Raw genomic sequence first — 24,634 nt, forward strand, 5'->3', positions numbered from 1 at the left:
CACTCGGCCGCCGGCCGGGGCGGATTCGGGTGGGGGAGGCGGGAGTTCGCTAGAGTCGGCCCATGAGTGACCACGTGAACCCGCCGTTCGGGAACTTCCCGCTCGCCCGCCTGGCGTTGGACGCCTGTGACGAACTCGCCGCTCCGGTGGTCGACGCGCTCAAGAACTGGGACGCGCGGGAGGCGGCCCGGTCGGTGGTCTACGTGGACACCGATCCCGAGAAGGCGGACACGGCGGCGTTCTGCCAGGCCTACGACGCTCCGCTGGAGTTCTCCGCGAACTGTGTGGTGGTCGCCGCCAAGCGCGGCGGGGAGGTCACCCTGGCGGCCTGTGTGGTGCTCGCCACCACCCGGCTGGATGTGAACCAGGCCGTCCGGAAGCACCTCGGGGCGCGCAAGGCGTCGTTCGCGTCGATGGACACGGCCGTCGCCGAGACCGGCATGGAGTACGGCGGCATCACCCCCGTCGGGCTTCCCGGCACCTGGCCGCTGCTGATCGACGCGGCGGTGGCCGCCGCCCCGCACGTGCTGGTGGGCAGCGGGCGGCGCCGGGGCAAGCTGATCCTGCCGGGCGCCGCGCTGGGCCGGCTCCCGGGGGCCGAGGTGATCGAGGGCCTGGCGGGCTGAGGGCCTGGCCGGGCGAGGCTTCGGGGGCCGGTCAGTCGGGTGGCCGGGACAGCCAGCCACGCGACTGGACGGCCATGCCCGCGCTGAACCGGCTGCTCGCGTCGAGCTGTTCGTAGAGCGCCGCGACGATCCGCCGCATGGTGCGGGAGGAGACCCCGATCTCCCGGGCGATCGCCTCGTCCTTGTACCCCAGCCGCATGAGCCGCAGCACCTCGTACTGGCGCCTCGTCGGCTGCCCGGGGCGGGAGGTGGTGGCGCTCTCGGCCGGGCGGGCGCCCTGCCAGCAGAACTCGAAGAGCTGCTCGAAGAGTCGTACCAGATCGGGGCTGCGCACCACGCCCACCGCGGGCTCGGTCCCCTCGTCGTTCCCCAGGGCCGGGACGAGCGCCAGGCTGGAGTCCAGCACGAGGAGGCGGTAGGGCAGGGTGGGGGCGGTGCGGATCTCGGCGCCCGCGGTGCGCAGCGCGTTCAGGTGGGCCCGGCCGCGTGGCACCCGGAGCATCGACTCGCTGTGGATCGTCCGGATCGCCACCCCCCGGCCCAGCGCCTCCTCGCCCCGGCGCTGGTCGGCCGCGAGGAGCGGGGCCGGTAGCGGTGTGCCGGGATACATGCTGAGGATCCGGTTGGTCACCATCGCGGTGGCGTCCTGCAGGAGGACCCGCACGTCCGCCGCGCCCCGGAAGACCTCCACGGCCTGGCTGCCCTGACGGTCGAGCTGCGCGGGCAGCGCGTCGGCGTGGAAGCCGGCCAGCTCGCGGTCCAGTTCGCTGACGGTGCTGGCGAGTTCGTGGATGGTCCGACGCGCCGAGTCGAGGATTCTGCCCATCCGCGCCTCGGGTATCAACGGCTCGCGCCGCTCGTGTTGCACCTGCACGCGTCCCCCAATCCCTTGAGAATCCCGCGCCGCACGCCGCTCGGGCCGGACGGATTGCCTACGGTCGGGATTCCCTCCGGTACGGACTGCAACCCCATCGTCCGTCAGGACCCCCTCGTCCGGAAGCCCGCATCTCAGCCAGCGGACGCGATCATGACAGGCGCCGCCTCCCCGGCCGCCGGTCGCCGCAGACCGAGCCGCCCGCGTCGGCCGGGCGAGGCCATGGCCGGAGTGTGCCAATGGCATTTGCTGGACAGGCCCGACGGTCGGCTGATTGCTTTGCGACTGTCGGCGATCAGACCTCTGATCCGGGCCGACCTCCCATTTCCCGAGATCTCCCGCCACCGATCCGAGAACGCGAGAGGACCCATGGGTGTCGAAGAGTTGACCAATCCTCTGCTCGCCAACTTCTGGAACGAGACCCGCCTGCGGTCGAGCCTGGCGACCGTCCCCAGCCCGGCCGACGCGCCGGATCCGGGCGTGAGCATCGTCTGGAGGCGGGTCGCCGAGGTCCTCGGGCTGGGGTACGGGGAGCGCTCGGGCGCGGTGATCACCAAGGGGAAGACCCTGATGCGGGCCCGGACGACCCCGTCCGCCGGCGCGCTCTACCCCTTCGAGGTGCTGGTGGCCTTCCAGGGGGCCCACGACTACGTGCTCTACCAGTACGACGTGGCCGGCTGCAGCCTGCGCCGGATGACCGCCGTCGACCGCCGGGAGATCGCCGCCGTGCTGGCGACCGAGGCGCCGGCGACCGACGAACTGCCCGCCGCCGTGGTGGCCGTGGTGGGCCGACCGTGGCACGCCATGCGCAAGTACGGCCGGCGGGGCTACCTCTACACGCACCTGGACGGCGCCCATGCCGCGACCAACATCGCGCTGGCCGGTGCCGATGCGGGGTTCGCCGCCGTCGTCCGGCTGCGCTTCGACCGCGGCGAGGTCTCCCGGGTGTTCGGGCTGGAGGACCTGTGCCGGGAGCCGCAGGCGCTGGTCACCCTGGACGCTTCGGCGCAGCGCGGGCCGGCGGGCAGCAGGCCCGCGCAGGGCGGGGCGGGCGGTGTCCGGACCGCGAACCCGTTCGCGCTGCCGATCTGGCGGCACGACAGCGGCTCGCACCTGGAGGAGCCGGACCCGTCCGAGCGCGAGGCCTGGGGCCTGGTCAGTCCCGTCAGCACCTACCACCAACCCCGGGTGCTGCCCCTGCGGTTCGGCCGCACCGCGTCGGTGCGGCCGAGCGGCGGGCCTCGGGGCGGCGGGTTCCCGGGCGACGCGGCGCCAGGCGGTGCGGTCGACGGGTCCGCTGCGCCGGTGGCCCTGGCCGGGCGGGACGGGGGCCTCCCCGAGGACCTCGGCCCGGTCGTCCTCGGCCGGCAGTCGGCCAAGGGCTTTCTGGCGAAGCCGCTCGACGCCGACGCGCTCGGACGGGCGCTGGCGGCCGTGCGCGGCGGGGTGACGGTGGACTGCGCGGACGGGCCGCTCGCGGGCCTGCGCCTGCTGGTCCGCAGCGTGGACGGCGTGCCCTCGGGCGCCTACGAGTACGACGCCGAGGGCCACCGTCTGCTGCCGGTCGGCGGTGACGGCGGATCGGAGCAGGCGGTCGTCGCGTCGTGCATGAACCAGGGCGTGGCGGCGAACTGCGCGGTCGTCCTGGCCCTGCACGCCCCGGTGGGCCAACTGCTGGGCGAGCGCGGTCAACAGGGCCTGGCCGAACTCCACTTCCACGCCGCGAGCATCGCGCAGCGGTTGTCCCTCGGGGCCGCCGCACAGGACTTCGGCATCAGCTGCCTCGGCGGGTTCGACGCCGGGCGGATCAGTGACCTGGCCCGGCTGGGGGCCGAGGAGGAGGTCATCTACGTCCTGGTGGCCGGAACGCCCGACGAGAACGCCGTCAAGTGGGACCGGGCGCCGATCGCCTACAGCCACCAGAGCGTGCACAGCCCTCGGAACGTCGACCACACCTCTCAGAACGTCGACCACACCCCTCAGAGCACCCGCGGCCCGCAGCAGCCGAGCTGAACGCCGAGCCGAGGCCCGACCACAGGGAGCAGCGTGGATTCCATCGTGAGCAACAGCGTCCTGTCCGCGCATCTGACGGACAGTCACCGTGATCTTCAGGCCCGGGCGGTGGGCTACTTCACCCCGGAGTGGCTCGACAAGTGGCGCACCACCGCCGGCGGGCCGCTCCGCCGGGAGGCCTGGCGGGAGTTGGCGGCGAGCGGCTACCTGGGCGTGTCGGTCCCGCGCGAGCGGGGCGGGCAGGGGTTGGGCCTGCTCGGCTCGCTGGTGCTCGGGGAGGCGCTGGCCGGTGTCCGCGACGGCGGCATCGCCCTCGCGATGCACGTCCAGAACGAGATCGCCTGCGACTGGCTGGTCTCCGCCCGGGATCCCGCGCTGCGGGACCGCTACCTCCCGGGGCTGCTCTCGGGCGAGCTGGTGGCCTGTCAGTGCGACACCGACCCGTCCGCCGAGGAGCCCGCGACCGCGACCACCGCGGGGGCGGGGCTCGTCCTCCGGGGTCGCAAGAAGTTCGTGATCAACGGTGCGACCGCCGACCTGTGTTTCGTCAGCGCCCTCCTCGATGGCGCGCCCGCCATCCTCGCGGTGGAGAAGTCCGCCCCGGGCGTGCGGGTGACCGAGGTGTACGACAAGTTCGGTACCCGCGCCGTCGATTCGGCCCTGGTGGAGTTCGACGGCGTGCGGCTCTCCACCGACCAGGTGGTGGCGCGCAGCGGGGTCAGCCAGTTGATGCGGTGGAACCGCGTGATGTCGCGGATGCGCCTGCTGATCGCCGCCGACGCCTTCTTCACCCACCGCGCGCTGCTGGAGCACATCACCGGGTACGTCCGCGGCCGTAGCCTCGGCGGCCGTCCGCTGGGCGCCTGGCCGGTCAACTCCCATGCGCTGGCCCGTGCCCGGGCCCGCCAGGAGCTGATGGAGGCGGGCATCGCGGACGCCTACCTGCGGGTGACGTCCGGTGGCAGCACGGTGCCCGAGATCGCCGAGCTCAAGTGGTTCTGCGTCGAGAAGGCCAATGAACTGGCCGCGCTCTGCACCGACTTGGAGGGCGGCGCGGGCTACATGTGGGACAGCGTCTCGCTGCGGGCCCACGCCCAGGTGCGCGGCTTCCGGATGTCGGGCGGGAGCCAGACGACGATGCTGACGATCGCCAACCACAGCCTGGCCTGCCGGGCGGAGCTGGAGCTCGACCCCGCCGGCCGCGCCGGCCACGCCGGGGAGGGGGTGCGTCGTGGCTGACGGACGTGCGCTCGGCGAGGTGTTCCTGGCGGCGTGCGCCGAGCACGGCGACCGCCGGGCCGTGGTCGGCGGCGGTGCGGAGCTGACGTACGCCGGCTTCGCCGCCCTCGTCCGCGAGCGGGCCCGGACGCTGGACGCGCTGCTCGGACCCGGCCTGGTCAACGTCGGGCTGTACGCCGGCAACAGCGCGGAGTACCTGGTCTCCTACTACGCCCTGCTGGTCGCCGGGCGGCTGCCCTTCCTCGCCGACGCGAAGTTCGGCGCCGCCGAGCTGGAGGGCATCCGGACGAGCTGCGGCGTCTCCGCCTTCCTCCACGACGGGGCCGGGCCGTTCCCGCTCGACAACCGGGCGACGGCCGTACCGGGCAGCTCGCTGACCCTGGCCCTGCTGCCCGCGACGGCCACCGGGGCCCCCGCGCCCCGAGCGGCCACCGCGACCTGCCGGTTCACCTCCGGCAGCACGGGCCTGCCGAAGTGCCTGGAGTTCACCGCGCAGGCCGTCGTCTCGGCGGCCCGCACCTGGGTGGCCGGCACCGGGCTCGGCCCGGACGACCGGGTGCTGTGCCTGGCCGGGTTCACCAACGGGCTCGCGTTCAACACCTCGCTGCTGCCGGTCTTCCTGACCGGTGCCGAACTGCACCTCTACCAGGGCGTGCCCACCTCCGGCGGTATCTCGCGAGCCGTCGCCCGCGCGGCGGCGACCCGGCTGGTCGCCTTCCCGCTGGCCTACCGGCTGCTCGCGACCGCGTCCCGGCCGGACCTCGGCGCGTTCGCGACCGTGACCCGGGCCGTCTCCGCGGCGGCGGTGCTCGACCCCGGTGTCCGGCGGGAGTTCGAGGAGCGGTACGGCGTGCGCATCGCCGACTACTACGGTGTCGCCGAGACGGGCCCGTGCACGTACGAACGGGACCCCGGCCGCACCGAGGGGCTGGGCAGCGCGCTGCCGGGCGTCTCGGTCACGGTGGTGGAACTGCCCACCGGCGAGTCCGAGGTGCGGGTGCGGACGGCCTCGATGGCGGCCGGCTACCTCAACGCGCCGGGGGCGTTCGCGCAGCGGCTGGACGCCGACGGCTACTACCGCACCGGCGACCTCGGGCGGCTGACGGACGGCCGGCTGTTCATCACCGGCCGGCTCGGCGGGCCGATCAACCTGGCCGGCCGGAAGATCGACCCGACCGAGGTGGAACGGATCCTCCTCGCGCTCGACGCGGTGGCCGACGCCGTGGTGTTCGCTGACGCCGACGCCAACGGCGAGACGGTGCTGCACGCCGCGCTGACCGCCGCCGGGCGGATCACCCGGACCGAGGTCCTGGACGCCTGCCGGGCGGACCTCGCGCCCTTCAAGGTGCCCGGACGGGTGACGTTCCTGCCCGCGATCCCCCGGTCGACCGTCGGCAAGGTCCGGGTGACCGAGCTGCGGCGCCTGGTCGCGGACGCCCGGGCCGGCGGAGCCGACGGCCATTCCCCTGAACTGGAGAGCAACGGATGAGCACAGTCAACGACGCCGCCCGGGCCGACACGGGCCTCCCGGACGTCCCGGACCTGCGCGAGCAGATCGAGCAGATCGTGGAGACGGCCACCGGACGGGTCGTCACCGTCGCCGACCTGCGGGCCGCCGGGGGCGAGCTGGACCGGGCCGGGGTCAACTCCATCGGCTACATCAACCTGTTGGAGGTGCTGGAGCAGCGGTACGGCGTCGTGCTCGACCCCGAGGCCGACCCGGAGCACCTCACCTCGGTCGACTCCATCGTGCGCTTCGTCAGCGCGCGGCTCGCCGAAGGGGGCGGCGCATGAGCTCCGAGCTGCGGGCCCTGCACGGGCTGCTGGCCTGCCGCGGCCTCGACCTTCCCGCGGGCGGCGTCCCCTCGGGCGGTGTCCCCTCGGGTGACCTCGCCTCGGGCGGTGTCCCCTCGGGCGGCGTCGAGGAGGCGCTGGACGAGGTCTGGCAGCGGCACCCCTTCGCGCTGGCGGCGGCGCTGACCGAGCACGTCCACGGGGTGCTGCCGCTGCTCGACGCCTTCGACGCCGTCGACACCGTCGACGCCGCGGCGGAGGCCGACGGCGTCCGGACCGGCCGGCTCACCGCGGCCCTGGGCCTGTTCACGCCGAACGCCCTGTTCAGCCTCGCCGCGCCCACCGTCCGGGCCACCCTCCGGGCCGCCGAGGACGGCGGCCGGGTCGTCCTGCACGGCCGCTACCGGTACGCGACCGAGGACGCCGATCTGTCGGTGGTCGGCGTCGCGCTGGACGGGGAGGCCAGGCTGGCGCTCGTCCGGCACGACGCCCCGGGCGTGCGGCTGCACGGCGCCGGACGGGCCACGGGCTGGGGCTGGGCGGACCTCGACGGGGTCGCCCTCGCCCCGACGGCCCTCTCCCGGCCCGTCGACTGGTCCCCGACCGGCCTGCCGGCGGCCGTCCTGGACGGCTACGCCTGGGCGTTCGTCCGCCGGGCCCCGGCCTGGCCGGCACGCGTCGTGGCCGACCTGCGCCGGGTGCTGGCGACGACCGGCGAGGGCGTCGAGGCGCTGTCCACCTCGCAGGAGCTGGCCCACGAACTGAGCCGGCTGGAGATCGAGATCTCCCTCGCCGCGGCCGCCGCCCGGTTCGGGCCGGGCTTCAAGGCCGGGCAGCCGGGCGGCCAGGCCGCGCTCGCGGTCCTGCTGAGCTGTGTCGACCTGGCCCGCCGGGCGGCCCGGTTGGCGGAGGACCTGGCGACCGAGCTGGGCCTCCCGAACACCCCGGTGGACGCCGCCGACTGGCCCGCCGACGCCGTCCAGGCCCTGTTCGGGGGCCGACGCGTCGTCGAGGGCGAACTGGCCCGGCGGATGGGCCTGATCCCGGCGGAGGTCGCGTCGTGACCGTTCCCGTGGTCGTGTCCGGTCTGACCGGGCGGATGGCGGGCCTCGTCCGCCAGGCCGTCCTCGACGCCCCGGACCTCGACCTCGCGGCCCGGTTGTCGCTGCGCCCCGGGGCCGGCGGTGGCCCGGGCGAGGGCGGGGCCGGGGACGTGGGCGCCCCGGTGGTGGGCCGGCTCGCGGACGTCAAGGACGCGGACCCCGTCGTGGTCGACTTCACCGCCGAGGAGGCGACCGCCGACCTGCTCGACCAGGCCCGCTCGGTGCCCTGCGCGCTGGTCATCGGCACCAGCGGCCTCGGCGACCGGCACCACCGGCTGCTGGCGGAGGTGGGGCGGCAGCGGTCCGTCGTCGTGGCGGCCAACTTCAGCCTCGCGCTGCTCGCCGTCACCCGCTTCGTCCGGGACCTGGCCGCGCTGACGGGCGAGGGCTGGGACGCGGGCGTCACCGATCTGCACTTCGTCGGCAAGCGCGACCGCCCCAGCGGGACGGCCCGCCACCTGGCCGCGGCCTGGCAGGGCGCCCGCGCTCCGGGGGCGCCCGCCCCGGACATCGCGTCCTTCCGCCTGGGGGACGCCGTCAGCGAGCACCGGCTGGTGGCGGCGGGCTCCGGCGAGCACGTGGAGGTCCTGCACCGGGTGGCGGACCGACGGGCGTTCCTCCCCGGCGTGCTGCGCGCGATCCGCTACGCGGCCGCCGCCGGGCCCGGGGTGCGCACGCTGGAGGACGTGGTGCACGGCCACGTCGCGGTGCCGTGAGCGGCCTCCGGCTGCTCTGGGCCCCGGTGCGGCCCGGCGCGGCGGCCGAGGCCGTGCGGGCCGGGCGGCTCGGGGCGGGGGAGTCCGGGCTCGGCGGCTTCGTCGGCCAGGCCCGGCAGGACCAGTGGTACGCGGCCCGCCACACGCTCAGGCGCGGCCTGCTCCGGCTCGGCCTGGTCCCCGACCTGCCGGGCGCGTACCGGCGGATCGGCCTGGCCGATCCGGACGCGGTGCGGCTGGTCAGCTGGGACGGCGCCGCCCTCCGGCCCGCGGTGCAGTTCTCCGTGGCGCACACGGCCGAGCAGGTGGTGGTCGCCGTGCGGTGGGCCGACCCGGCGCCGGCGGGCCAGGGCGGCGGGGCCGGGCCCGGGGCCGAACGCGGGGCGCCGGACGGGCTGGGCGTCGACGTGGAGACCGAGTGGTCCACCGCCGAGCGCGGCCTGCACCGGTTCGGCACGGACGCGGAACTCGCCGCGCTGCGCCGGGCCTGCGGATCCGTCCGCCCGCTGCACCTGTGGTGCGTGAAGGAGGCCCTGGCCAAGGCCTCCGGACTCGGGTTCCGGGTGCCGCCCCTGCGCTACCGCCTACGGCCCGGCACCGGCGCACCGCACCGGCTGGCCGTACGGATCGACGACGGGGAGCCGCGCCCCGCCCGGGTCCGGACCGGCACCCGGATCGCCGCCGACCGGCCGCCGGCCGCCTGGGCCGTGGTGGACCTGCCGGCGCGGTGAACCCCGCCGGTGAACCCCCTCCCGGGGACCCCCTACCGAGGAAGTGGACAGCGAAGATGACCGTGACCGAGGACGCACCGACCACCGGCCTGAGCCGGTTGATCGCCGACCAGGCGGCGGCCCGGCCGGACGCCGTCGCCCTGCTCGCACCCGACCGGAGCCCGCTCGGCTACCGGGCGCTCGCCCACCGGATCGAGGAGATCGGGCGGGCGCTGAACTCCTTCGGCATCGGCCGCCGGCACCGGGTGGCCATCGTGCTCCGCAACGGCCCCGACCTCGCGACGGCCTTCCTGGGCACGGCCTCGTACGCGCAGAGCGCCCCGCTCAACCCCGCGTACCAGCGGCGGGAGTTCGCCTTCTACCTCGACGACATGCGGGCCGACGCCCTCCTGGTCGAGCGCGGCGACGACTCGCCCGCGGTGGAGGTGGCCCGCGAGCGCGGCCTGCGCGTCATCGAGCTGAGCAGCGAACCCGGCACGCCCGCCGGCGAGTTCACGCTCGACTGCGCCGACCTGGGCGGCCCGCTGCCCGCCGTCGAGGGCGGTCCGTCCGGCACCGACGAGACCGCGCTGATCCTGCACACCTCCGGGACGACCGACCGCCCCAAGCTGGTGCCGCTCACCCACGCCAACCTGTGCGTCGCCGCCCGCAACACCGGCGCGGCGTTCGACCTCGGCGAGGGCGACCGCTGCCTCAACGTGATGCCGCTCTTCCACGCCCACGGCCTGACCAGCACCCTGCTGGCGACGCTCGTCCGCGGCGCGGGCATCATCTGCCCCCCGGGCTTCAGCGACACCGGCTTCTTCTCCTGGCTGGAGCAGTTCGGCCCCACCTGGTACACGGCGGTGCCGGCCATGCACCAGGCCCTGCTCTCCGTGGCCGACGACCACCGTGACACCCTCGCCGCGGCCCGGCTCCGGTTCATCCGCTCCGCCTCCGCCCCCCTGCCGGGCCCGGTGCTCACCGCGTTGGAGACCACGTTCGGGGCCCCGGTCATCGAGGCGTACGGGATGACCGAGGCCGGCTCGCTGGTGACCAGCAACCCGCTGCCCCCGGGCCGGCGCAAGCCGCGCTCGGTCGGCCTGCCGGTGGGCGGTCCGGTGGTGATCCTGGACAAGGCCGGCCGCGAGGTGCCGACCGGCGAGGCCGGCGAGATCGCCATCCGGGGCGCCAACGTGATGGCCGGTTACGAGGCCAACCCCGAGGCCAACGCCCTTGCCTTCGCCGGTGGTTGGCTGCGCACCGGGGACGAGGGGCGGCTGGACGAGGACGGCTACCTGTACGTCGTCGGGCGCAGCAAGGAGATCATCAACCGGGGCGGCTCCAAGGTCGCGCCGGCCGAGGTCGACGACGTCCTCACCGGCCACCCGGCCGTCAAGACGGCCGTGGCCTTCGCGCTGCCCCACCCCACGCTGGGCGAGGACGTGGCGGTGGCCGTCGTCCCGCGCCCGGGAGCGGACGTGGTCGAGCGGGAGCTGCGCGAGTTCGCGGCGGCCCGGCTCGCCGACTTCAAGGTGCCCAGCCGGGTCTTCGTGGTGGACGACGTCCCGCGCAGCGCGACCGGCAAGGTGCAGCGCCTGCGGCTCGCGGAACTGCTGGCCCCCGCCCCGGCGGCCGCCGCCGCACCGGCCCCGGCCCCGGCCCCGGCCCCGGCCGCGTCCGACGACCCGCTGGAGCAGCGGATCGCGGCCCTCTGGTCCGAGGTGCTCGGCGCCGAGCGGGTCGGCGTCGACGACAACTTCTTCGACCTGGGCGGCAACTCGCTGCTGCTGAGCCGGGTCGCCGCCCTACTGGGCGAGCAACTCGGCCGGGACGTCCCGCTGGTGGAACTGACCATGCGCCCCACGGTGGGCGCCCTCGCCCGGTACCTCGCCGAGGACGGTGGCGGAGCGGCGCAGCCCGAGCCCGGCACCCGGGAGCGGTACGACCGGGGCCGCAACCGGCTGCGCCGACAGCTCGGCCAACAGCGGGCGGGCGCACGGAAGGAGAACGGCTGATGGAGCGCGACCCCGCCGAGGCGGACGGCACGACCGGCCTGGAGATCGCCGTCATCGGACTCGCCTGCCGCTTCCCCGGCGCCTCCGGCCCGGAGCAGTACTGGGAGAACCTGCGCACCGGCACCGAGTCGATCACCTTCTTCTCGCCCGGGGAACTGGCCGCCGCGGGCGTCCCCGAGGCGCTGCGCACCGACCCGGACTACGTGGCGGCGCAGGGCGTCCTGGCGGACGCGGACCTCTTCGACGCGGACTTCTTCGGGGTGAGCCCGAAGGAGGCCGACCTGATGGACCCCCAGCACCGGGTGCTGCTGCGGTGCGCGTGGGAGGCGCTGGAGGACTCCGGCCACGATCCGAGGTCGGTGCCGGGGCAGGTCGGCGTGTACGCGGGCAGCTACTACAACAGTTACGTCGACCACGTGGACGCCCGGATCGACGCCACCGACCCGGGCGAGGTCTTCGCCCGCAACGTCGCCAACGAGAAGGACTTCCTGGCGACCAGGATCGCCTACAAGCTCGACCTCTCCGGCCCCGCGCTCACCGTCCAGTCGGCCTGTTCCACCTCGCTGGTCGCGGTGCACCTGGCCGGCCAGGCCCTGCTCAGCGGGGCGTGCGACCTCGCGCTGGCGGGCGGCGCCACCGTACGGGCCCACCAGAGGCAGGGCTACCTCCTCCAGCCCGGCGGGATCTTCTCCGCGGACGGGCACTGCCGCCCGTTCGACGCCACGGCGCAGGGCACCGTCGCCGCCAACGGCGCGGGCATGGTCGTGCTCAAGCGGCTGGAGGACGCGCTCGCCGACGGCGACCCGATCCGGGCCGTGATCCGGGGATCGGCGGTCGGCAACGACGGCGCCGAGCGGATCGGCTTCACCGCGCCCGGGGTGGCGGGCCAGGCGCGCGTCATCCGCGCCGCGCTCACCATGGCCGAGGTCGACCCGGCCACCGTCTCGTACGTGGAGGCGCACGGCAGCGGCACCCCGCTCGGCGATCCGATCGAGGTGGAGGCGCTGACCCAGGTGTTCCAGGGCCTCGCGCCGGGCAGCTGCGCGATCGGGGCGGTCAAGGGCAACATCGGCCACACCCACGCCGCGGCCGGCGTCGCCGGGCTGATCAAGACCGTCCTGGCGCTCCAGCACCGGCAGATCCCGCCGAGCCTGCACTTCGACGTCGCCAACCCGGCCATCGACTTCACCGCCGTGCCGTTCCGGGTCAACACCCGGCTGACCGACTGGCGCGGCGACGGCGGGCCGCGCCGGGCCGGCGTCAGCTCCTTCGGCATGGGCGGCACCAACGCCCACGTCGTCCTGGAGGAGGCCCCCGCGCCCGAGCGGCGGCCCACCGGGCGCGCCCGCCGGCTGCTGCCGCTCTCGGCGCGCACCGCCACCGCGCTGGAGACCGCCACGGACCGCCTCGCCGACCGCCTCGACCGCCCTGCCGAGCGCTCGGGCGGCGGCGCTCCGGACCTCGCCGGGGTCGCGCGGACGCTCCAGACCGGTCGGCGCCACTTCGGCCACCGCCGCTTCGTGATCGCCGAGGACGCCGCCGAGACCGCACGCGCCCTGCGCGAGCGCGACCCGCGCGCCGTCCGCGGCGGCCAGCACGACGGATCGCCCCGCAAGGTCGCCCTGGTCTTCCCCGGCCTGGGCGAGCAGCGGGTCGGCATGGGACGCGAGGTCCACGCCGGCGACCCGGTCTTCCGCCGGGAACTGGACCGCTGCGCCGAGGGGTTCCGGGCGCACCTCGGCGTCGACCTGCGCGACCTGCTGTACCCCGCGGACGCACCGGACGGCGGGACGGGCGGACCCGACCTGCGCCGGATGCTGCGCCGCGGCACCGCCGACGGCCCGCGCGGCGAACTCGACCGCACCCTGTACGCGCAGCCGGCGACCTTCGCGGTCGAGTACGCGCTGGCCCGCCTCTGGGAGTCCTGGGGGATCCGGCCCACGGCCCTGGCCGGCTACAGCATCGGCGAGTACGTGGCGGCCCACCTCGCCGGGGTGCTCTCGCTGGACGACGCGCTGCTGCTGGTCGCCCACCGGGCCCGGCTGATCGAGGGACTGCCCGGGGGCGCCATGCTGGCCGTGCCGCTGCCCGAGGAACGGGTCCTCGGCCTGCTGGACGAGCACCTCTCGCTGGCCGCCGTCAACGGGCCCGCCCTGTGCGTGGTCGCCGGGACCGGCGAGGCGGTCGGGGCGCTGGCGGCCCGGCTCGGCGAGGAGGGGATCGCGGCCCGGCCGCTGCGCACCACCCACGCCTTCCACTCGCACCTGATGGACCCGATCGCCGCGGAGTTCGCCGAGCTGGCGGCGGGCGTGACGCTCCACCCGCCCCGGATCCCGTACATCTCGAACGTCACCGGCGACTGGGCCGACGCCGGCCTGGTCACCGACCCCGGGTACTGGGTGCGGCACCTGCGCCTGCCGGTCCGCTTCGCCGACGGCGTCCGCCGGCTCTGGGAGGACCCCGGGCGGGTGCTGCTGGAGACCGGCCCCGGCCAGTCGCTGACCAGCCTGGCCCTCCAGCTGCGGCCCCCGTCCGCCGCGGCGGGGGTGGCGGTCGCCTCGCTGCCCGGGGAGTTCGACCGGCAGCCGGAGGAGCGGTTCCTGCTCGGCGCCGCCGGCCGGCTCTGGGTCGCCGGCGTGGACCTGGACTGGTCCGCCGTCAGCGGCGGCAACGACGCGCCCCGGGTGGCGCTGCCGACGTACCCGTTCGAGGAGAGCCGGCACTGGATCGACCCGGCGCCCCGCACCCCCGCCCGGCCCGCGCCGTCCCTGGCGAAGAAGGCGGACCTGGCGGACTGGTTCCACACGCCGGTCTGGGAGTCGGCGCCGCCCCGGCCCGTGCCCGGTGGCACGGATCAGCCCCGGTCCTGGCTGCTGTTCGTCGACGACGAGGGCGTGGGCGAGGCGCTCGCCGCCCGGCTCGCGGCGGACGGCCACCGCGCCGTCACGGTACGGGCTGGCACCGGCTGGCGCGAACTCCCGGACGGCTGCTACGAGATCGCGCCCGGCAGCCTCGCCGACCACCAGCGCCTGGTGGCGCGGATCGGCCCCGACGGCGGCCTGCCCGATCGGGTGGTGCACCTGTGGTCGGTCGGCCCGCGCCGGTCGGCGGCGCAGACGCTGGAGCGGGGCTTCCACAGCCTGCTGTGGCTCAACCGGGCGGCGGCCGACCACGCCCCCGGCGCGCCGCTGGACATCTCGGTGGTCTCCAGCGACGCCTTCGCGGTGCTCGGGACGGAGCCGGTCGCCCCGGAGAAGGCCACCGTCACCGGGCCCTGCCTGGTGCTGCCGCTGGAACAGCCAGGCACGCTCTGCCGGGCCGTCGACCTCTCGCTGCCGGTCGGCCGGAGCTGGTCCCCGGCCGACGGCGAGCAGCTGTACGAGGAACTGCTCGACCCGTCGTCAGGGCCGCTGACCGCGCTGCGCGGCCGGCGCCGCTGGCGGCGCGCGCACCGGCCGGTGCGGGTGGAGGACGCGCCGGGCGCCCGCACCCCGCTGCGCGAGGGCGGCGTCTACCTGATCACCGGCGGCTTCGGCGGCATCGGCCTCTCGCTCGCCCGCCACTTCGCCACGGCCGCGCGGGCGCGGCTGGTCCTGGTCGGCCGCAGCCCGCTGCCGCCCCGGGAGGACTGGGCGGGCCTGCTCGCCGACAGCCCGGCGCCCGGCGAGCCCGCGCCGCCCGGCCGGACGGTCGAGCGGATCCGGGCCGTCCTGGAGCTGGAGCGGCTCGGCGCGCAGGTGCTGGCCGCGGCCGCCGACGTGGCCGACTCCGCCGCCATGCACCGGGTCGCCGACCAGGCGCTGGAGCGGTTCGGATCCGTCGACGGGATCGTGCACGCCGCCGGGGTGCCAGCCGCCGGGCTCGCCCAGCTCAAGACGGCCGAGGCCGCGGCCCGGGTGCTGGACCCCAAGGTCCACGGCGGCCTGGTGGTCGACGCGCTGGCCCGCCGGCTGTCGCCCGACTTCACCGTCCACTGCTCGTCCAGCCTCGCGCTGACCGGCGGCGTCGGACAGGTCGACTACGTCGCCGCCAACGCCTTCCTCGACGCCCTGGCGCAGCACGCCGAGGCGACCGGCGGCCCGTACACCGTGTCGGTCGACTGGGACGGCTGGCAGGAGGTCGGCATGGCCGTCCGCACCGTCGGCGCCGCCGACCCGGGCGACGCGGACGGGAACCGGACCGGCCCGGTCGACCACCCGCTGCTGGACGCCTGCCTGCGGGACGACGAGAGCGCCGCGGTGTACTCCGTCTCCCTCGCCGTGGCCACGTCCTGGCTGATCGACGAGCACCGCATGGCGGGCAACGCGGTGGTGCCGGGCACCGGCCACCTGGAGCTCGCCCGGGCCGTCCACGAGCACCAGAGCGGCGACGCCCGGGCCGTGCTGAGCGAGGTCACCTTCCTGTCCCCGGTGGTCGTGGGCGAGGACCAGCGCCGCGAGCTGCGGGTCGTCCTGGAGAAGCGGCACACCCCGGCGCGCTTCGCGGTGGTGAGCCGCCCGGCCGATGCCGCCGGGGACGGGCGGGCCGAGGAGGAGGGCTGGCAGGTCCACGTGACCGGCGCGGTCGGCCCGGTGCCGGACGGCACCGCCCCACCGCGGCGGCACGACATCGCGGAGCTGATCGCCGCGGCCGGCATGCGCGACCTGGGCGCCGTCACCCACACCGGGCCGATGGGCTTCGGCCCGCGCTCCCGCTGCCTGCGCCGGGTGCACCTGGGCGAGACGGAGGCGCTGGCGGAGCTGGAACTCCCGGAGGAGTTCGCCGCGGACCTGGAGCGGATCGCGCTCCACCCCTCGCTGCTCGACCTGGGCGCCGGCTTCCACGGGATGAACCTCGCCGAGGAGTTCCGGATCCCGCTCGGCTACGGGAGCCTCACGTTGCTCGCGCCGCTGCCGCGCCGCGTCGTCAGCCACCACCGCTTCCGGGCGGCGGACCGGCGCGGCAAGGAGACCTTCACCGCGGACTTCACGCTGATGGACGCGTCCGGCCAAGAGGTCGCGCGCGTCGAGGACTTCGTGCTCAAGCGGGTCACCGACCTGGAGACCAGGCTGACGGCGCTGCGGGACGGCACCTCCTCCGAGGTCGCCGCCTACCGCTTCCCGCCCGCGGCCGCCCGGCGCGGCGGGCCCGGCCCGCTGCGGGAGCACCTCGACCAGGGCATCCGGCCGGAGGAAGGCGTCGAGGCGCTGCTGCGCCTGCTCGGCGCGGGCCTCGGCCCGCAGGTCGCCGTGGTCGCCAAGGACCTGGACGCGGTGTTCGCCGACATCCACCGGCACCGCGTCGGCGCTCCGCCGGACGGCCGGTCGGACGATCCGTCGGGCGGCCCGCAGGCGGGCGCTGCCGCGGCGCACGGCGTCCACCCGCGTCCGGGCGTCTCCACCGCGTACGCGGAGCCCGGGGACGAGACGGAGGCGGCCCTGACGGCGCTGTGGGCGGAACTGCTCGGCCTGGAACGGGTCGGCGTGCACGACGACTTCTTCGAACTCGGCGGGCACTCCCTGCTCGGGCTCCAGCTCTCGGCCCGGATCCGGCGGCGGTTCGGCGTCCACCTGCCGCTGAACACCCTCTTCGAGTCGCTGACCGTGGCGGAGCTGGCCGCCGCGCTCCGGAAGCGGCCGGGCACCACCCCGGACGGCGCCACGCCGGACGGCACCCCCAGTGACACCACCCCGAACGACGACACCACGCAAAGCGACACCACCCCCAGCGACACCACCCCGGACGACGGAACCGAGAAGCGGAGCACGGCACATGTCTGAGATCCACACGGTCGGCGTGGTCGGCGCCGGCGTCATGGGCACCGGCCTGGCACAGGCGCTCGCCCAGACCGGCCATCAGGTCCTCCTCGTCGACCGGACCGAGGAGATCCTCGCGGCCGCCGAGCGCACGATCCGCGAGGGCCTGCGGTTCGCGCGGCTGCTGGGCGCGAAGGGACCGGCCCGGCCGGCGGACGACCGGCCCAAGGAGGACCGGCTTAAGGAGGACCGGCCCAAGGAGGACCGGGAGACCGTCCTCAAGCGCATCACCCTCACCACCGGGTACGAGGGCTTCGAGGAGGCCGACTTCGTGATCGAGAACATCACGGAGGACTGGGGCCTCAAGCAGGGCGTCTACCGGCGCCTGGACGCCGTCTGCCCGCCGCGCACCGTGTTCGCGGCCAACACCTCCGTCATCCCGATCACCCGGATCGGCGCGGCGACCTCCCGTCCGGCCCAGGTGCTCGGCATGCACTTCATGAACCCGGTGCCGCTCAAGCCGGTGGTGGAGATGATCCGCGGCCACCACACCTCCGCCGAGACGGTGGCGACCGCCCGCACCCTGCTCGCCCAACTCGGCAAGGAGGGGATCCTGGTGGAGGACTCGCCCGGCTTCGTCACCAACCGGGTCCTGATGCTCACCGTGAACGAGGCCGTCTACCTCGTCCACGAGGGGGTGGCGGGAGCGGCCGAGGTCGACCGGATCTTCAAGACCTGCTTCGGCCACACCATGGGCCCCCTGGAGACCGCCGACCTGATCGGCCTGGACACCATCCTGCAGTCCGTCGAGGGCCTGTACGCGGCCTTCAGCGACAGCAAGTACCGCCCCTGCCCGCTGCTCGTCCGGATGGTCGACGCCGGGCTGCTCGGGCGCAAGAGCGGCCAGGGCTTCTACGACTACGCCACCACGGCCGCCTGACCGGCCCCCACCTGGCTCACCCGGTCCACCCGGTCCACCCGATGGTTCACCCGATCGAGAAGAAGGAACCACGCGCCATGACGACGGCCGACCACAAGCCGCAGATCTTCGCCTTCCTCGCCCGCTACTTCGGTGAGCACCGGCTCGCCGAGGACGAGGACATGTTCGCCACCGGATTCGTCAATTCGCTCTTCGTCATGCAGCTCGTGCTGTTCGTCGAGGGCGAGTTCGACATCACGGTCGAGGACGAGGACCTGGAGATCCGCAACTTCAACACCGTGCGGGCCGTCGACGCGCTCGTCACCCGCAAGCTCGCCGTGGGTGCCGCCGACCGGCGCCCGTGACCACCGCTCAGGCAAGGGAGGGCAGATGGCCATCAGAGTGCAGCTGAGCCCGCGCCAGGCCGAGGCGCGGGAGGAGTACGAGTCCTTCGCCCGGGAAGCGGTCGCCCCGTCCGCGAACGGGTGGGACCGCGCCGAGCGGCTCCCCGAGGAGTTCCTCAAGGACTTCGCCGACCGCGGCTACCTGGCGTCCGCCGTACCGCCCGAGTACGGCGGCGCCGGGCTGGACGCGATCACCTTCGGCCTCCTCAACGAGGAGCTGGGGCGCGGGTGTTCGTCCGTCCGCAGCCTCGTCACCGTGCACGGCATGGCCTGCCAGGCCGTCGCCCGGTGGGGGACCGCGAGCCAGCGCGCCGACTGGCTCCCGAAGCTCGCCTCGGGCGAGGCGATCGGCGCCTTCGCGCTCACCGAGCCGGGCGCCGGCAGCGACGTCAAGGCGCTGGCCACCACCGCCCGGCGGGTCGGCGACGGCTTCCGGCTCGACGGTGCGAAGCGGTGGATCACCTTCGGCCGACGTGCCGACGTCTACCTGCTGTTCGCCCGCCTCGACGGCCTGGAGACGGCGTTCCTGGTGCCGCGCGACGCCCCCGGGCTGGAGGTCCGGCCGATCACCGGCGTCCTCGGCACCAGGGCGTCGATGCTCGCCGAACTGGACCTGGCGGACTGCCGGGTGGCCGGCGACGCGCTCCTCGCCCGCCCCGGCTTCGGACTGAGTGCCGTCGCCGCCGGCGCGCTGGAGCTGGGCCGCTACAGCGTCGCCTGGGGGTGCGTCGGCCTCTCCCAGGCCTGCCTGGACGCCAGCCTCGACCACGCCGACCGCAGGGAGACCTTCGGAGTCCGGCTCCGCGACCACCAACTCGTCCAGCGCATGATCGCCGACATGGCCACCGGCACCGCCGCCGCCCGGCTGCTGTGCCAGCAGGCGGGCTGGCTGCGGCAGGCCCGCTCCACCGAGAGCCTGTACGCCACCTGGCTCGCCAAGTACCACTCCTCCGTCACCGCGTTCCGGTCGGCCTCGGACGCCGTCCAGGTGCACGGCGCTCACGGCTGCGGCGGTGACTACCCGGTGCAGCGCTACCTGCGGGACGCGAAGGTCATGGAGATCATCGAGGGCAGCACCGAGCTCCAGCAGACCACGATCGCCGAATCGGCCTACCACGCCCGCCCGCGGGCCACGGCCCCCACCAGCCCCACCGGAGAGGTGACGGCTTGACTTCCTCCCCCGGCTGAAGGCCGGGGGATTCCCCTCAGCCTCGCGACTGAGCCGCTGCGCGTGTGCGCTGCGGTGGGACGACTTCCTGCTTCGCCGACGACTGCCCGCCCGGAGTGCTCCGTTGAGGTCTTACACCGTCTCCACAGGCTGTCACCGCCAGTCCGGCGGCCAGGATGTTGCGTGCCGCGTTCACGTCCCGGTCGTGCCGCGCGCCGCAGGCGCATTCCCACGCGCGGACGTTCAGGGGCATCCTCGCGGCGATCACGCCGCAGGCCGAGCACAGTTTCGAGCTGGGGAACCACCGGTCGATGGTCACCAGGTCCCGGCCGTACCACTGGGCCTTGTACTCCAGCATGGACCGCATCTCGGTCCAGCTCGCGTCGCTGATGGCGCGGGCGAGCGTGTGGTTCCCCAGCATGTTGCGGACGGTCAGGTCCTCGATCACGACCGTTTGGTTCTCACGGACGAGTCGGGTGGTGAGCTTGTGCAGGAAGTCCCTGCGGCGGTCGGCGATGCGCGCGTGCACCTTCGCGACCTTGAGCCGGGCCCTGGCCCGGTTGTTGGAGCCCTTGGCCTTGCGGGACAGCTCCCGCTGGGCCCTGGCCAGGCGTTCCCGGTCCTTGCGCTCGTGCCGGGGGTTGGTGATCTTCTCCCCGGTGGACAGCGTCACCAGACTGGTGATCCCCGCGTCGATCCCGACCGCCGGGTTCACGGGTGCGGGCATCGTCGGGCGGTCCTCGCACAGCAGGGCGACGAACCAGCGCCCCGCGCTGTCCTGCGACACGGTCACCGTGGACGGCGCCGCGCCCTGCGGCAGCGGCCTGGACCACACAATGTCCAGCGGCTGATCCATCTTCGCCAGCGTCAGCCGGCCGTCCCGGAACCGGAACGCGGAGGACGTGTACTCGGCGGACCTGCGGGACTTCTTCCGGGACTTGAACGTCGGGTACTTCGCCCGCTTCTGCCAGAAGTTGGTGAACGCCCCCTGCAAGTGCCGCAGCGCCTGCTGCAACGGAACCGACGACACCTCGGACAGGTAGGACAGTTCCCCGGTCTTCTTCCACCCCGTCAGCATCGCGCTGGTGGTGTTGTAGTTGACCCTCTCCTGACGCAGCGTCCACGCCTCCGTGCGGGCCTGCAACGCCATGTTGTAGACCTTCCGCACACACCCGAAGGTGCGCGACAGCTCAGCCGCCTGCGCATCCGTCGGATAGAAGCGGCACTTGAAAGCCCGCTTCACGTGAGGCCTGATCATGCGTCACAAACTAGCGTGACTACAGGTAACGATCAAATCTGCGGGTCGGAGCACAGCGGTCCGCCCTGGCGGCGAAACGCTGCCCGCTGTCCCGCTCCGCAGGAGTTTCGCTTCCTCCCCTGGCTAAAGCCGAGGGCATCCACGAAAGGAATCCGATGACCACGCACGAGACCACCGACCCTGCCGAGCCCGCCCCGACCGTCAAGTGCGTGGTCTGGGACCTCGACAACACCGTGTGGGACGGCATCCTCCTGGAGGACGGCGAGGCGCAGCTGCGCCCCGGGATCCGGGAGGTGATCGTCGAGCTGGACCGCCGCGGCATCCTGCACTCGATCGCCAGCCGCAACGACCACGACGCCGCCGTGGCCGAGCTGCGCCGCCACGGCCTGCTCGACTACTTCCTGTACCCGCAGATCAACTGGAACGCGAAGTCCTCCTCCGTCCGCTCCATCGCGAAGTCCCTCAACCTGGGCCTCGACGCGTTCGCCTTCGTCGACGACGACGCCGTCGAGCGCGGCGAGGTCGGCTTCGAGATCCCCGAAGTCCGGTGCATCGACGCCGCGGAGGCCGCCGAGCTCGCCGAGCGGCCGGAGTTCTCCCCCCGGTTCGTCACCGAGGACTCGGCCAGGCGGCGCGAGATGTACCTGGCCGACCAGGAACGCAACCGGGTCGAGCAGGAGTTCACCGGCCCGCAGGACGCCTTCCTCGCCACGCTGGGCATGACGCTCACCATCGTCCCGGCCCAGGAGGAGGACCTGTTCCGGGCCGAGGAGCTGACCGTCCGCACCCACCAGCTCAACACCACCGGCTACACGTACTCCTACGAGGAGCTCGACGCCTTCCGGCGGGCCGACACCCACGAGCTGCTGGTCGCGCGCCTGGAGGACCGGCACGGGCCGTACGGGACGATCGGTCTCGTCCTGGTCGCCAAGGACGGCGATCTGTGGACCCTCAAGCTGCTGCTGATGTCGTGCCGGGTGATGTCCCGGGGCGTCGGCGGCGTGATGATCAACCACCTCCGCCGGCGCGCCCGGGACGCGGGGGCGCGGCTGCGGGCCGAGTACCTGCCCAACGGGCGCAACCGGATGATGCTGGTCACCTACAAGTTCACCGGCTTCCGGCAGCTTCCGGGCGAGGACGGGCCGACGGTCTTCGAGGCCGACCTCGCGGACGTGCCCGACGACCCGTCGTACCTGAAGGTGGAGGTCCTGCCCGGAACGGACCGGGCTCGATGAGCCGGGACACGGCGGTCGGCAGCGCATGGGTGGTCCGGCCGGCGCCCAGGCCCGACGCCCGGCTGCGGCTGATCTGCTTCGCCTACGCCGGGGGCGGGAGCTCCGCCTTCGCCGAGTGGCCGCGCGCGCTGCCCGCGGACGTCGAGGTGTGCGCGGTCCGGCTCCCGGGCCGCGAGTCGCGGATCTTCCAGCCCGCGTACCGCGACGTCGACGAGCTGGTGCCCGTCCTCACCGAGGTGCTCGCCGGGCCCTGCGAGGCCCCGTTCGTGCTGTTCGGGCACAGCATGGGCGCGCTGATCGCCTTCGCGCTCGCGCGCCGGCTCCGCGCCGAGGGCCGGCCCGCCCCCGAACACCTCGTCGTCTCCGGGCGCCGGGCCCCCCAGCTCGTCCACAACCGGCCGCTCATCCACCACCTGCCCGACGGCCAGTTCGTGGAACGGCTCCGGGAGCTCGGCGGCACTCCGGAGGAACTGCTCGCGGACGCCCGGGCGATGCGACTGGTCCTGCCCGGGCTGCGGGCCGACTTCCAGCTCAACGACACCTACAGCCACCGACCGGAGGAGCCCCTGCCCGTCCCGGTCACCGCCTTCGGCGGCCGGGCCGATCCGCACGTCGACCCGGAGGGCGTCGCGGCCTGGGCCCGTCAGAGCACCGGCCGGTTCACCATGCGGATGTTCGACGGCGGCCACTTCTTCCTGCACTCGGCCCGCCAGGAGGTGCTCCGCGAACTGGGCCGCCTCCTGCGCCGACCCGCCGATCCGATCGCCGACCCGGTCATCGACCCGGTCGCTGATCCGATCATCGACACGGTCGCGCGCTGCGGCAACTCCCGTCCATCCCAGGTGATATGACAGGGATTCGAATCGTTCCCGGGAAACCGGGCACCACTGCGGTGGACACCGGATACTGTGCGACCATCGCGACCGCGGAGTCACGGACGAAAGGAATGGGAACCCGTGCCTGCCCTGTCCAACCTGTGGTGGTTCTTCACAGCCTCCCTGGTCCTGCTGCTCATCCCCGGCCCGTCCGTGCTCTACGTGACCGGCCGCACCCTCGACCAGGGCCGCCGGGCCGGACTCCTGTCCACCCTGGGCCTCGCCTGCGGCGACGTGGTCCAGGTGATCGCGGCCGTGGTGGGCCTGTCCGCCCTGGTGGCCTCCTCCGAGACGGCCTTCTCGGTGGTCAAGTACGTGGGCGCCGCCTACCTCGCCTGGCTCGGCATCAAGCGGCTGCGCACCCCCGACCCCGACCCCTCCGTCGAACGGGCCGAGACGCCGCCCGCCCGCACCGCCCGGATCTTCTCCGACGGACTGGTCGTCAACGCCCTCAACCCGAAGAGCACCCTGTTCTTCCTCGCCTTCCTCCCCGCGTTCATCGACGGCGGCAGGGGAGCGGTCTGGTCGCAGACCCTGGTGTTCGGTCTGATCTTCGTGGTGGTCGGCATGGTGACCAACGCCGGGTGGGCCCTGCTGGGCTCACTCCTGCACAAGAGCGCCCGGCGCAGCCGCACCTTCCTGCGCGTGGAACGCTACGTTGTGGCCGGGGTCTTCTTCCTCCTCTCCGCCGCCACCCTCGCCACCGGCCTGACCGACCACCGCCGCCCCGCCTGACCGGTCCGGTCCCGCCCGGCCCGGCCCGCCGCCGCCCCGCCTGACCGGTCCGGTCCCGCCCGGCCCGGCCCGCCGCCGCCCCGCCTGACCGGTCCGGTCCCGCCCGGCCCGCCGCCGCCCCGCCTGACCGGTCCGCGGACCGGTTCAGAGCAGGTCGGCGCGGGCGGCCTGGATACCGGCCTGGAAGCGGGTGCGTGCGCCGAACCGGTCCATCAGCTCCCGTACCCAGCGCTGCACCGTCCGGGTGGAGACGACCAGTTGACGGGCGATGCTCTCGTCCGTCAGGCCGGAGGCGAGCAGCGCCAGCAGCCGGTGGTGCCGGTCCTCCGGCTCGTCCGCGGTGTCCGGCGCGGGGAAGTGCATCGCGTGCGACCAGTGCAGCTCGAACAGGCCGATCAGCGCGTCCAGCAGCGAGGACGGCCGGACCAGCAGGACGTGTTCCAGCTCGGTGCCCGCGCTCACCGGAAGCAGCGCCCAGCGGGCGTCCACCACCGCCAGCTTCAACGGCAACTCCGGTAGCACCCGGGCCCGTTCGCCGAGCCGGATGAAGGAGCGGATCTCGGCCGTGCGCTCCGGCTCGCGCAGCACCCGGCTCTCGTAGACCGCCCGCATCTCCACCCCGCGGCCGAGCAGGGCGAGTTCGGTCTCCGGGTCGCTGCGCCGCACGTACGGCGGTTTGTCCAGCACCCGCACCTGCTCGCGCACGCCCAGCTGGAGGCTGCGCCAGAGCTCGGCGATCGCCCCCCGGCCGGTGATCACCTCGACCAGTTCGGCCATCCCGGCCTCGGCCGGGCTGCGCCGGTAGGTGCGCATCAACTCGTTGATCCGGCCGCGGGCCCGGCGCAACTCGACCTCACGCCTGAGCAGCAGCTCCTCCAGCGCGACGTCCGGCGCGGCCGCGGTCCACTGCTCCCGGCCCGGCGACGGCCGTTCCACCAGGCCCTGCGCGACCAGTGATTCCAGCACTGCGGCGGCCCGTTCCGCGGCCAGGCCGCACCGGGCGCCGAGCTGCCGGGCCGAGGCGCCACCGTCGGACAGCAGCCGCAGGTACAGCTCCTCCTCCGCCGCGTCGAGGCCCAATCCGGCGAACCTGCCTGCGCCCGACTCCGGCACCGGGCACCCCCATTCCCGGCCGAGCCGGCGCCGGCCCTGTGCCGGCAGGCCGTCCGTCATCGGACCGTGCCCTCGGACTGTCTGCCATCGGCGGGGTGA

General features: G+C 74.5%; 19 protein-coding genes. 16 read left to right on the forward strand and 3 right to left on the reverse strand.

Annotated features, from left to right (window positions below; all coding sequences use genetic code 11):
• The first annotated feature begins 62 nt into the window (after positions 1–62).
• The gene (locus P3T27_RS19845; protein ID WP_280680416.1) at positions 63–626 is read left to right on the forward strand and encodes a YbaK/EbsC family protein; all 564 of its coding nucleotides are present in this window, start codon (positions 63–65) and stop codon (positions 624–626) included.
• Positions 627–657: 31 nt separating this feature from the next.
• Here P3T27_RS19845 and P3T27_RS19850 read toward each other — a convergent pair whose 3' ends face one another.
• Positions 658–1,500 (reverse strand): LuxR C-terminal-related transcriptional regulator, encoded by an 843-nt coding sequence (locus P3T27_RS19850; protein WP_280680417.1) that lies wholly within the window; start codon positions 1,498–1,500, stop codon positions 658–660.
• Between the two features lie 384 nt (positions 1,501–1,884).
• Here P3T27_RS19850 and P3T27_RS19855 point away from each other — a divergent pair, with 384 nt between their 5' ends.
• From P3T27_RS19855 to P3T27_RS19910, 12 genes are all read left to right on the forward strand, one after another.
• Positions 1,885–3,513, forward strand: coding sequence for a nitroreductase family protein (locus tag P3T27_RS19855; protein WP_280680418.1), 1,629 nt, complete (start codon positions 1,885–1,887; stop codon positions 3,511–3,513).
• 45 nt (positions 3,514–3,558) lie between these two features.
• Positions 3,559–4,752 (forward strand): acyl-CoA dehydrogenase family protein, encoded by a 1,194-nt coding sequence (locus P3T27_RS19860; RefSeq protein ID WP_280680419.1) that lies wholly within the window; start codon positions 3,559–3,561, stop codon positions 4,750–4,752.
• Positions 4,745–6,241 carry a class I adenylate-forming enzyme family protein gene (locus P3T27_RS19865; protein ID WP_280680420.1) on the forward strand — a complete coding sequence of 499 codons (1,497 nt, stop codon included), beginning with the start codon at positions 4,745–4,747 and terminating at the stop codon, positions 6,239–6,241. Before P3T27_RS19860 ends, P3T27_RS19865 begins: the two co-directional genes overlap by 8 nt.
• Entirely contained in the window at positions 6,238–6,546 is a 309-nt protein-coding gene (locus P3T27_RS19870; RefSeq protein WP_280680421.1) for a phosphopantetheine-binding protein, read from the forward strand. Before P3T27_RS19865 ends, P3T27_RS19870 begins: the two co-directional genes overlap by 4 nt.
• The gene (locus tag P3T27_RS19875; protein WP_280680422.1) at positions 6,543–7,610 is read left to right on the forward strand and encodes a hypothetical protein; all 1,068 of its coding nucleotides are present in this window, start codon (positions 6,543–6,545) and stop codon (positions 7,608–7,610) included. Before P3T27_RS19870 ends, P3T27_RS19875 begins: the two co-directional genes overlap by 4 nt.
• Entirely contained in the window at positions 7,607–8,365 is a 759-nt protein-coding gene (locus P3T27_RS19880) for a dihydrodipicolinate reductase C-terminal domain-containing protein (protein ID WP_280680423.1), read from the forward strand. Before P3T27_RS19875 ends, P3T27_RS19880 begins: the two co-directional genes overlap by 4 nt.
• Complete coding sequence (locus P3T27_RS19885) at positions 8,362–9,096, forward strand: 4'-phosphopantetheinyl transferase superfamily protein (RefSeq protein ID WP_280680424.1); 735 nt, start codon at positions 8,362–8,364, stop codon at positions 9,094–9,096. Before P3T27_RS19880 ends, P3T27_RS19885 begins: the two co-directional genes overlap by 4 nt.
• Positions 9,097–9,152: 56 nt before the next feature.
• Complete coding sequence (locus tag P3T27_RS19890; protein ID WP_280680425.1) at positions 9,153–11,093, forward strand: AMP-binding protein; 1,941 nt, start codon at positions 9,153–9,155, stop codon at positions 11,091–11,093.
• Positions 11,093–16,852, forward strand: coding sequence for a type I polyketide synthase (locus tag P3T27_RS19895; RefSeq protein ID WP_280680426.1), 5,760 nt, complete (start codon positions 11,093–11,095; stop codon positions 16,850–16,852). The genes P3T27_RS19890 and P3T27_RS19895 overlap by 1 nt, the downstream gene beginning before the upstream one ends.
• Positions 16,845–17,768, forward strand: a complete 924-nt coding sequence (locus P3T27_RS19900; protein ID WP_280680427.1) for a 3-hydroxyacyl-CoA dehydrogenase family protein — start codon at positions 16,845–16,847, stop codon at positions 17,766–17,768. Before P3T27_RS19895 ends, P3T27_RS19900 begins: the two co-directional genes overlap by 8 nt.
• 77 nt (positions 17,769–17,845) lie before the next feature.
• Entirely contained in the window at positions 17,846–18,112 is a 267-nt protein-coding gene (locus P3T27_RS19905; RefSeq protein WP_280680428.1) for an acyl carrier protein, read from the forward strand.
• 25 nt (positions 18,113–18,137) lie between these two features.
• Positions 18,138–19,322 (forward strand): acyl-CoA dehydrogenase family protein, encoded by a 1,185-nt coding sequence (locus P3T27_RS19910; RefSeq protein WP_280680429.1) that lies wholly within the window; start codon positions 18,138–18,140, stop codon positions 19,320–19,322.
• Positions 19,323–19,356: 34 nt separating this feature from the next.
• Here the strand turns inward: P3T27_RS19910 and P3T27_RS19915 are convergent, their stop codons facing one another.
• Complete coding sequence (locus tag P3T27_RS19915; RefSeq protein ID WP_280680430.1) at positions 19,357–20,577, reverse strand: RNA-guided endonuclease TnpB family protein; 1,221 nt, start codon at positions 20,575–20,577, stop codon at positions 19,357–19,359.
• 155 nt (positions 20,578–20,732) lie between these two features.
• Here P3T27_RS19915 and P3T27_RS19920 point away from each other — a divergent pair, with 155 nt between their 5' ends.
• The 3 genes from P3T27_RS19920 (at position 20,733) to P3T27_RS19930 (ending at position 23,422) form a co-directional block, all read left to right on the forward strand.
• Complete coding sequence (locus P3T27_RS19920; protein WP_280680431.1) at positions 20,733–21,812, forward strand: HAD-IIIC family phosphatase; 1,080 nt, start codon at positions 20,733–20,735, stop codon at positions 21,810–21,812.
• Entirely contained in the window at positions 21,809–22,663 is an 855-nt protein-coding gene (locus P3T27_RS19925; RefSeq protein WP_280680432.1) for an alpha/beta fold hydrolase, read from the forward strand. The genes P3T27_RS19920 and P3T27_RS19925 overlap by 4 nt, the downstream gene beginning before the upstream one ends.
• A gap of 105 nt (positions 22,664–22,768) precedes the next feature.
• Positions 22,769–23,422, forward strand: a complete 654-nt coding sequence (locus tag P3T27_RS19930; RefSeq protein ID WP_280680433.1) for a LysE family translocator — start codon at positions 22,769–22,771, stop codon at positions 23,420–23,422.
• 144 nt (positions 23,423–23,566) lie between these two features.
• Here P3T27_RS19930 and P3T27_RS19935 read toward each other — a convergent pair whose 3' ends face one another.
• Positions 23,567–24,595 (reverse strand): LuxR family transcriptional regulator, encoded by a 1,029-nt coding sequence (locus P3T27_RS19935; RefSeq protein WP_280680434.1) that lies wholly within the window; start codon positions 24,593–24,595, stop codon positions 23,567–23,569.
• Between the last annotated feature and the right edge of the window lie 39 nt (positions 24,596–24,634).

Origin of the sequence: Kitasatospora sp. MAA19, from assembly GCF_029894125.1 — a bacterium.
GTDB lineage: Bacteria > Actinomycetota > Actinomycetes > Streptomycetales > Streptomycetaceae > Kitasatospora.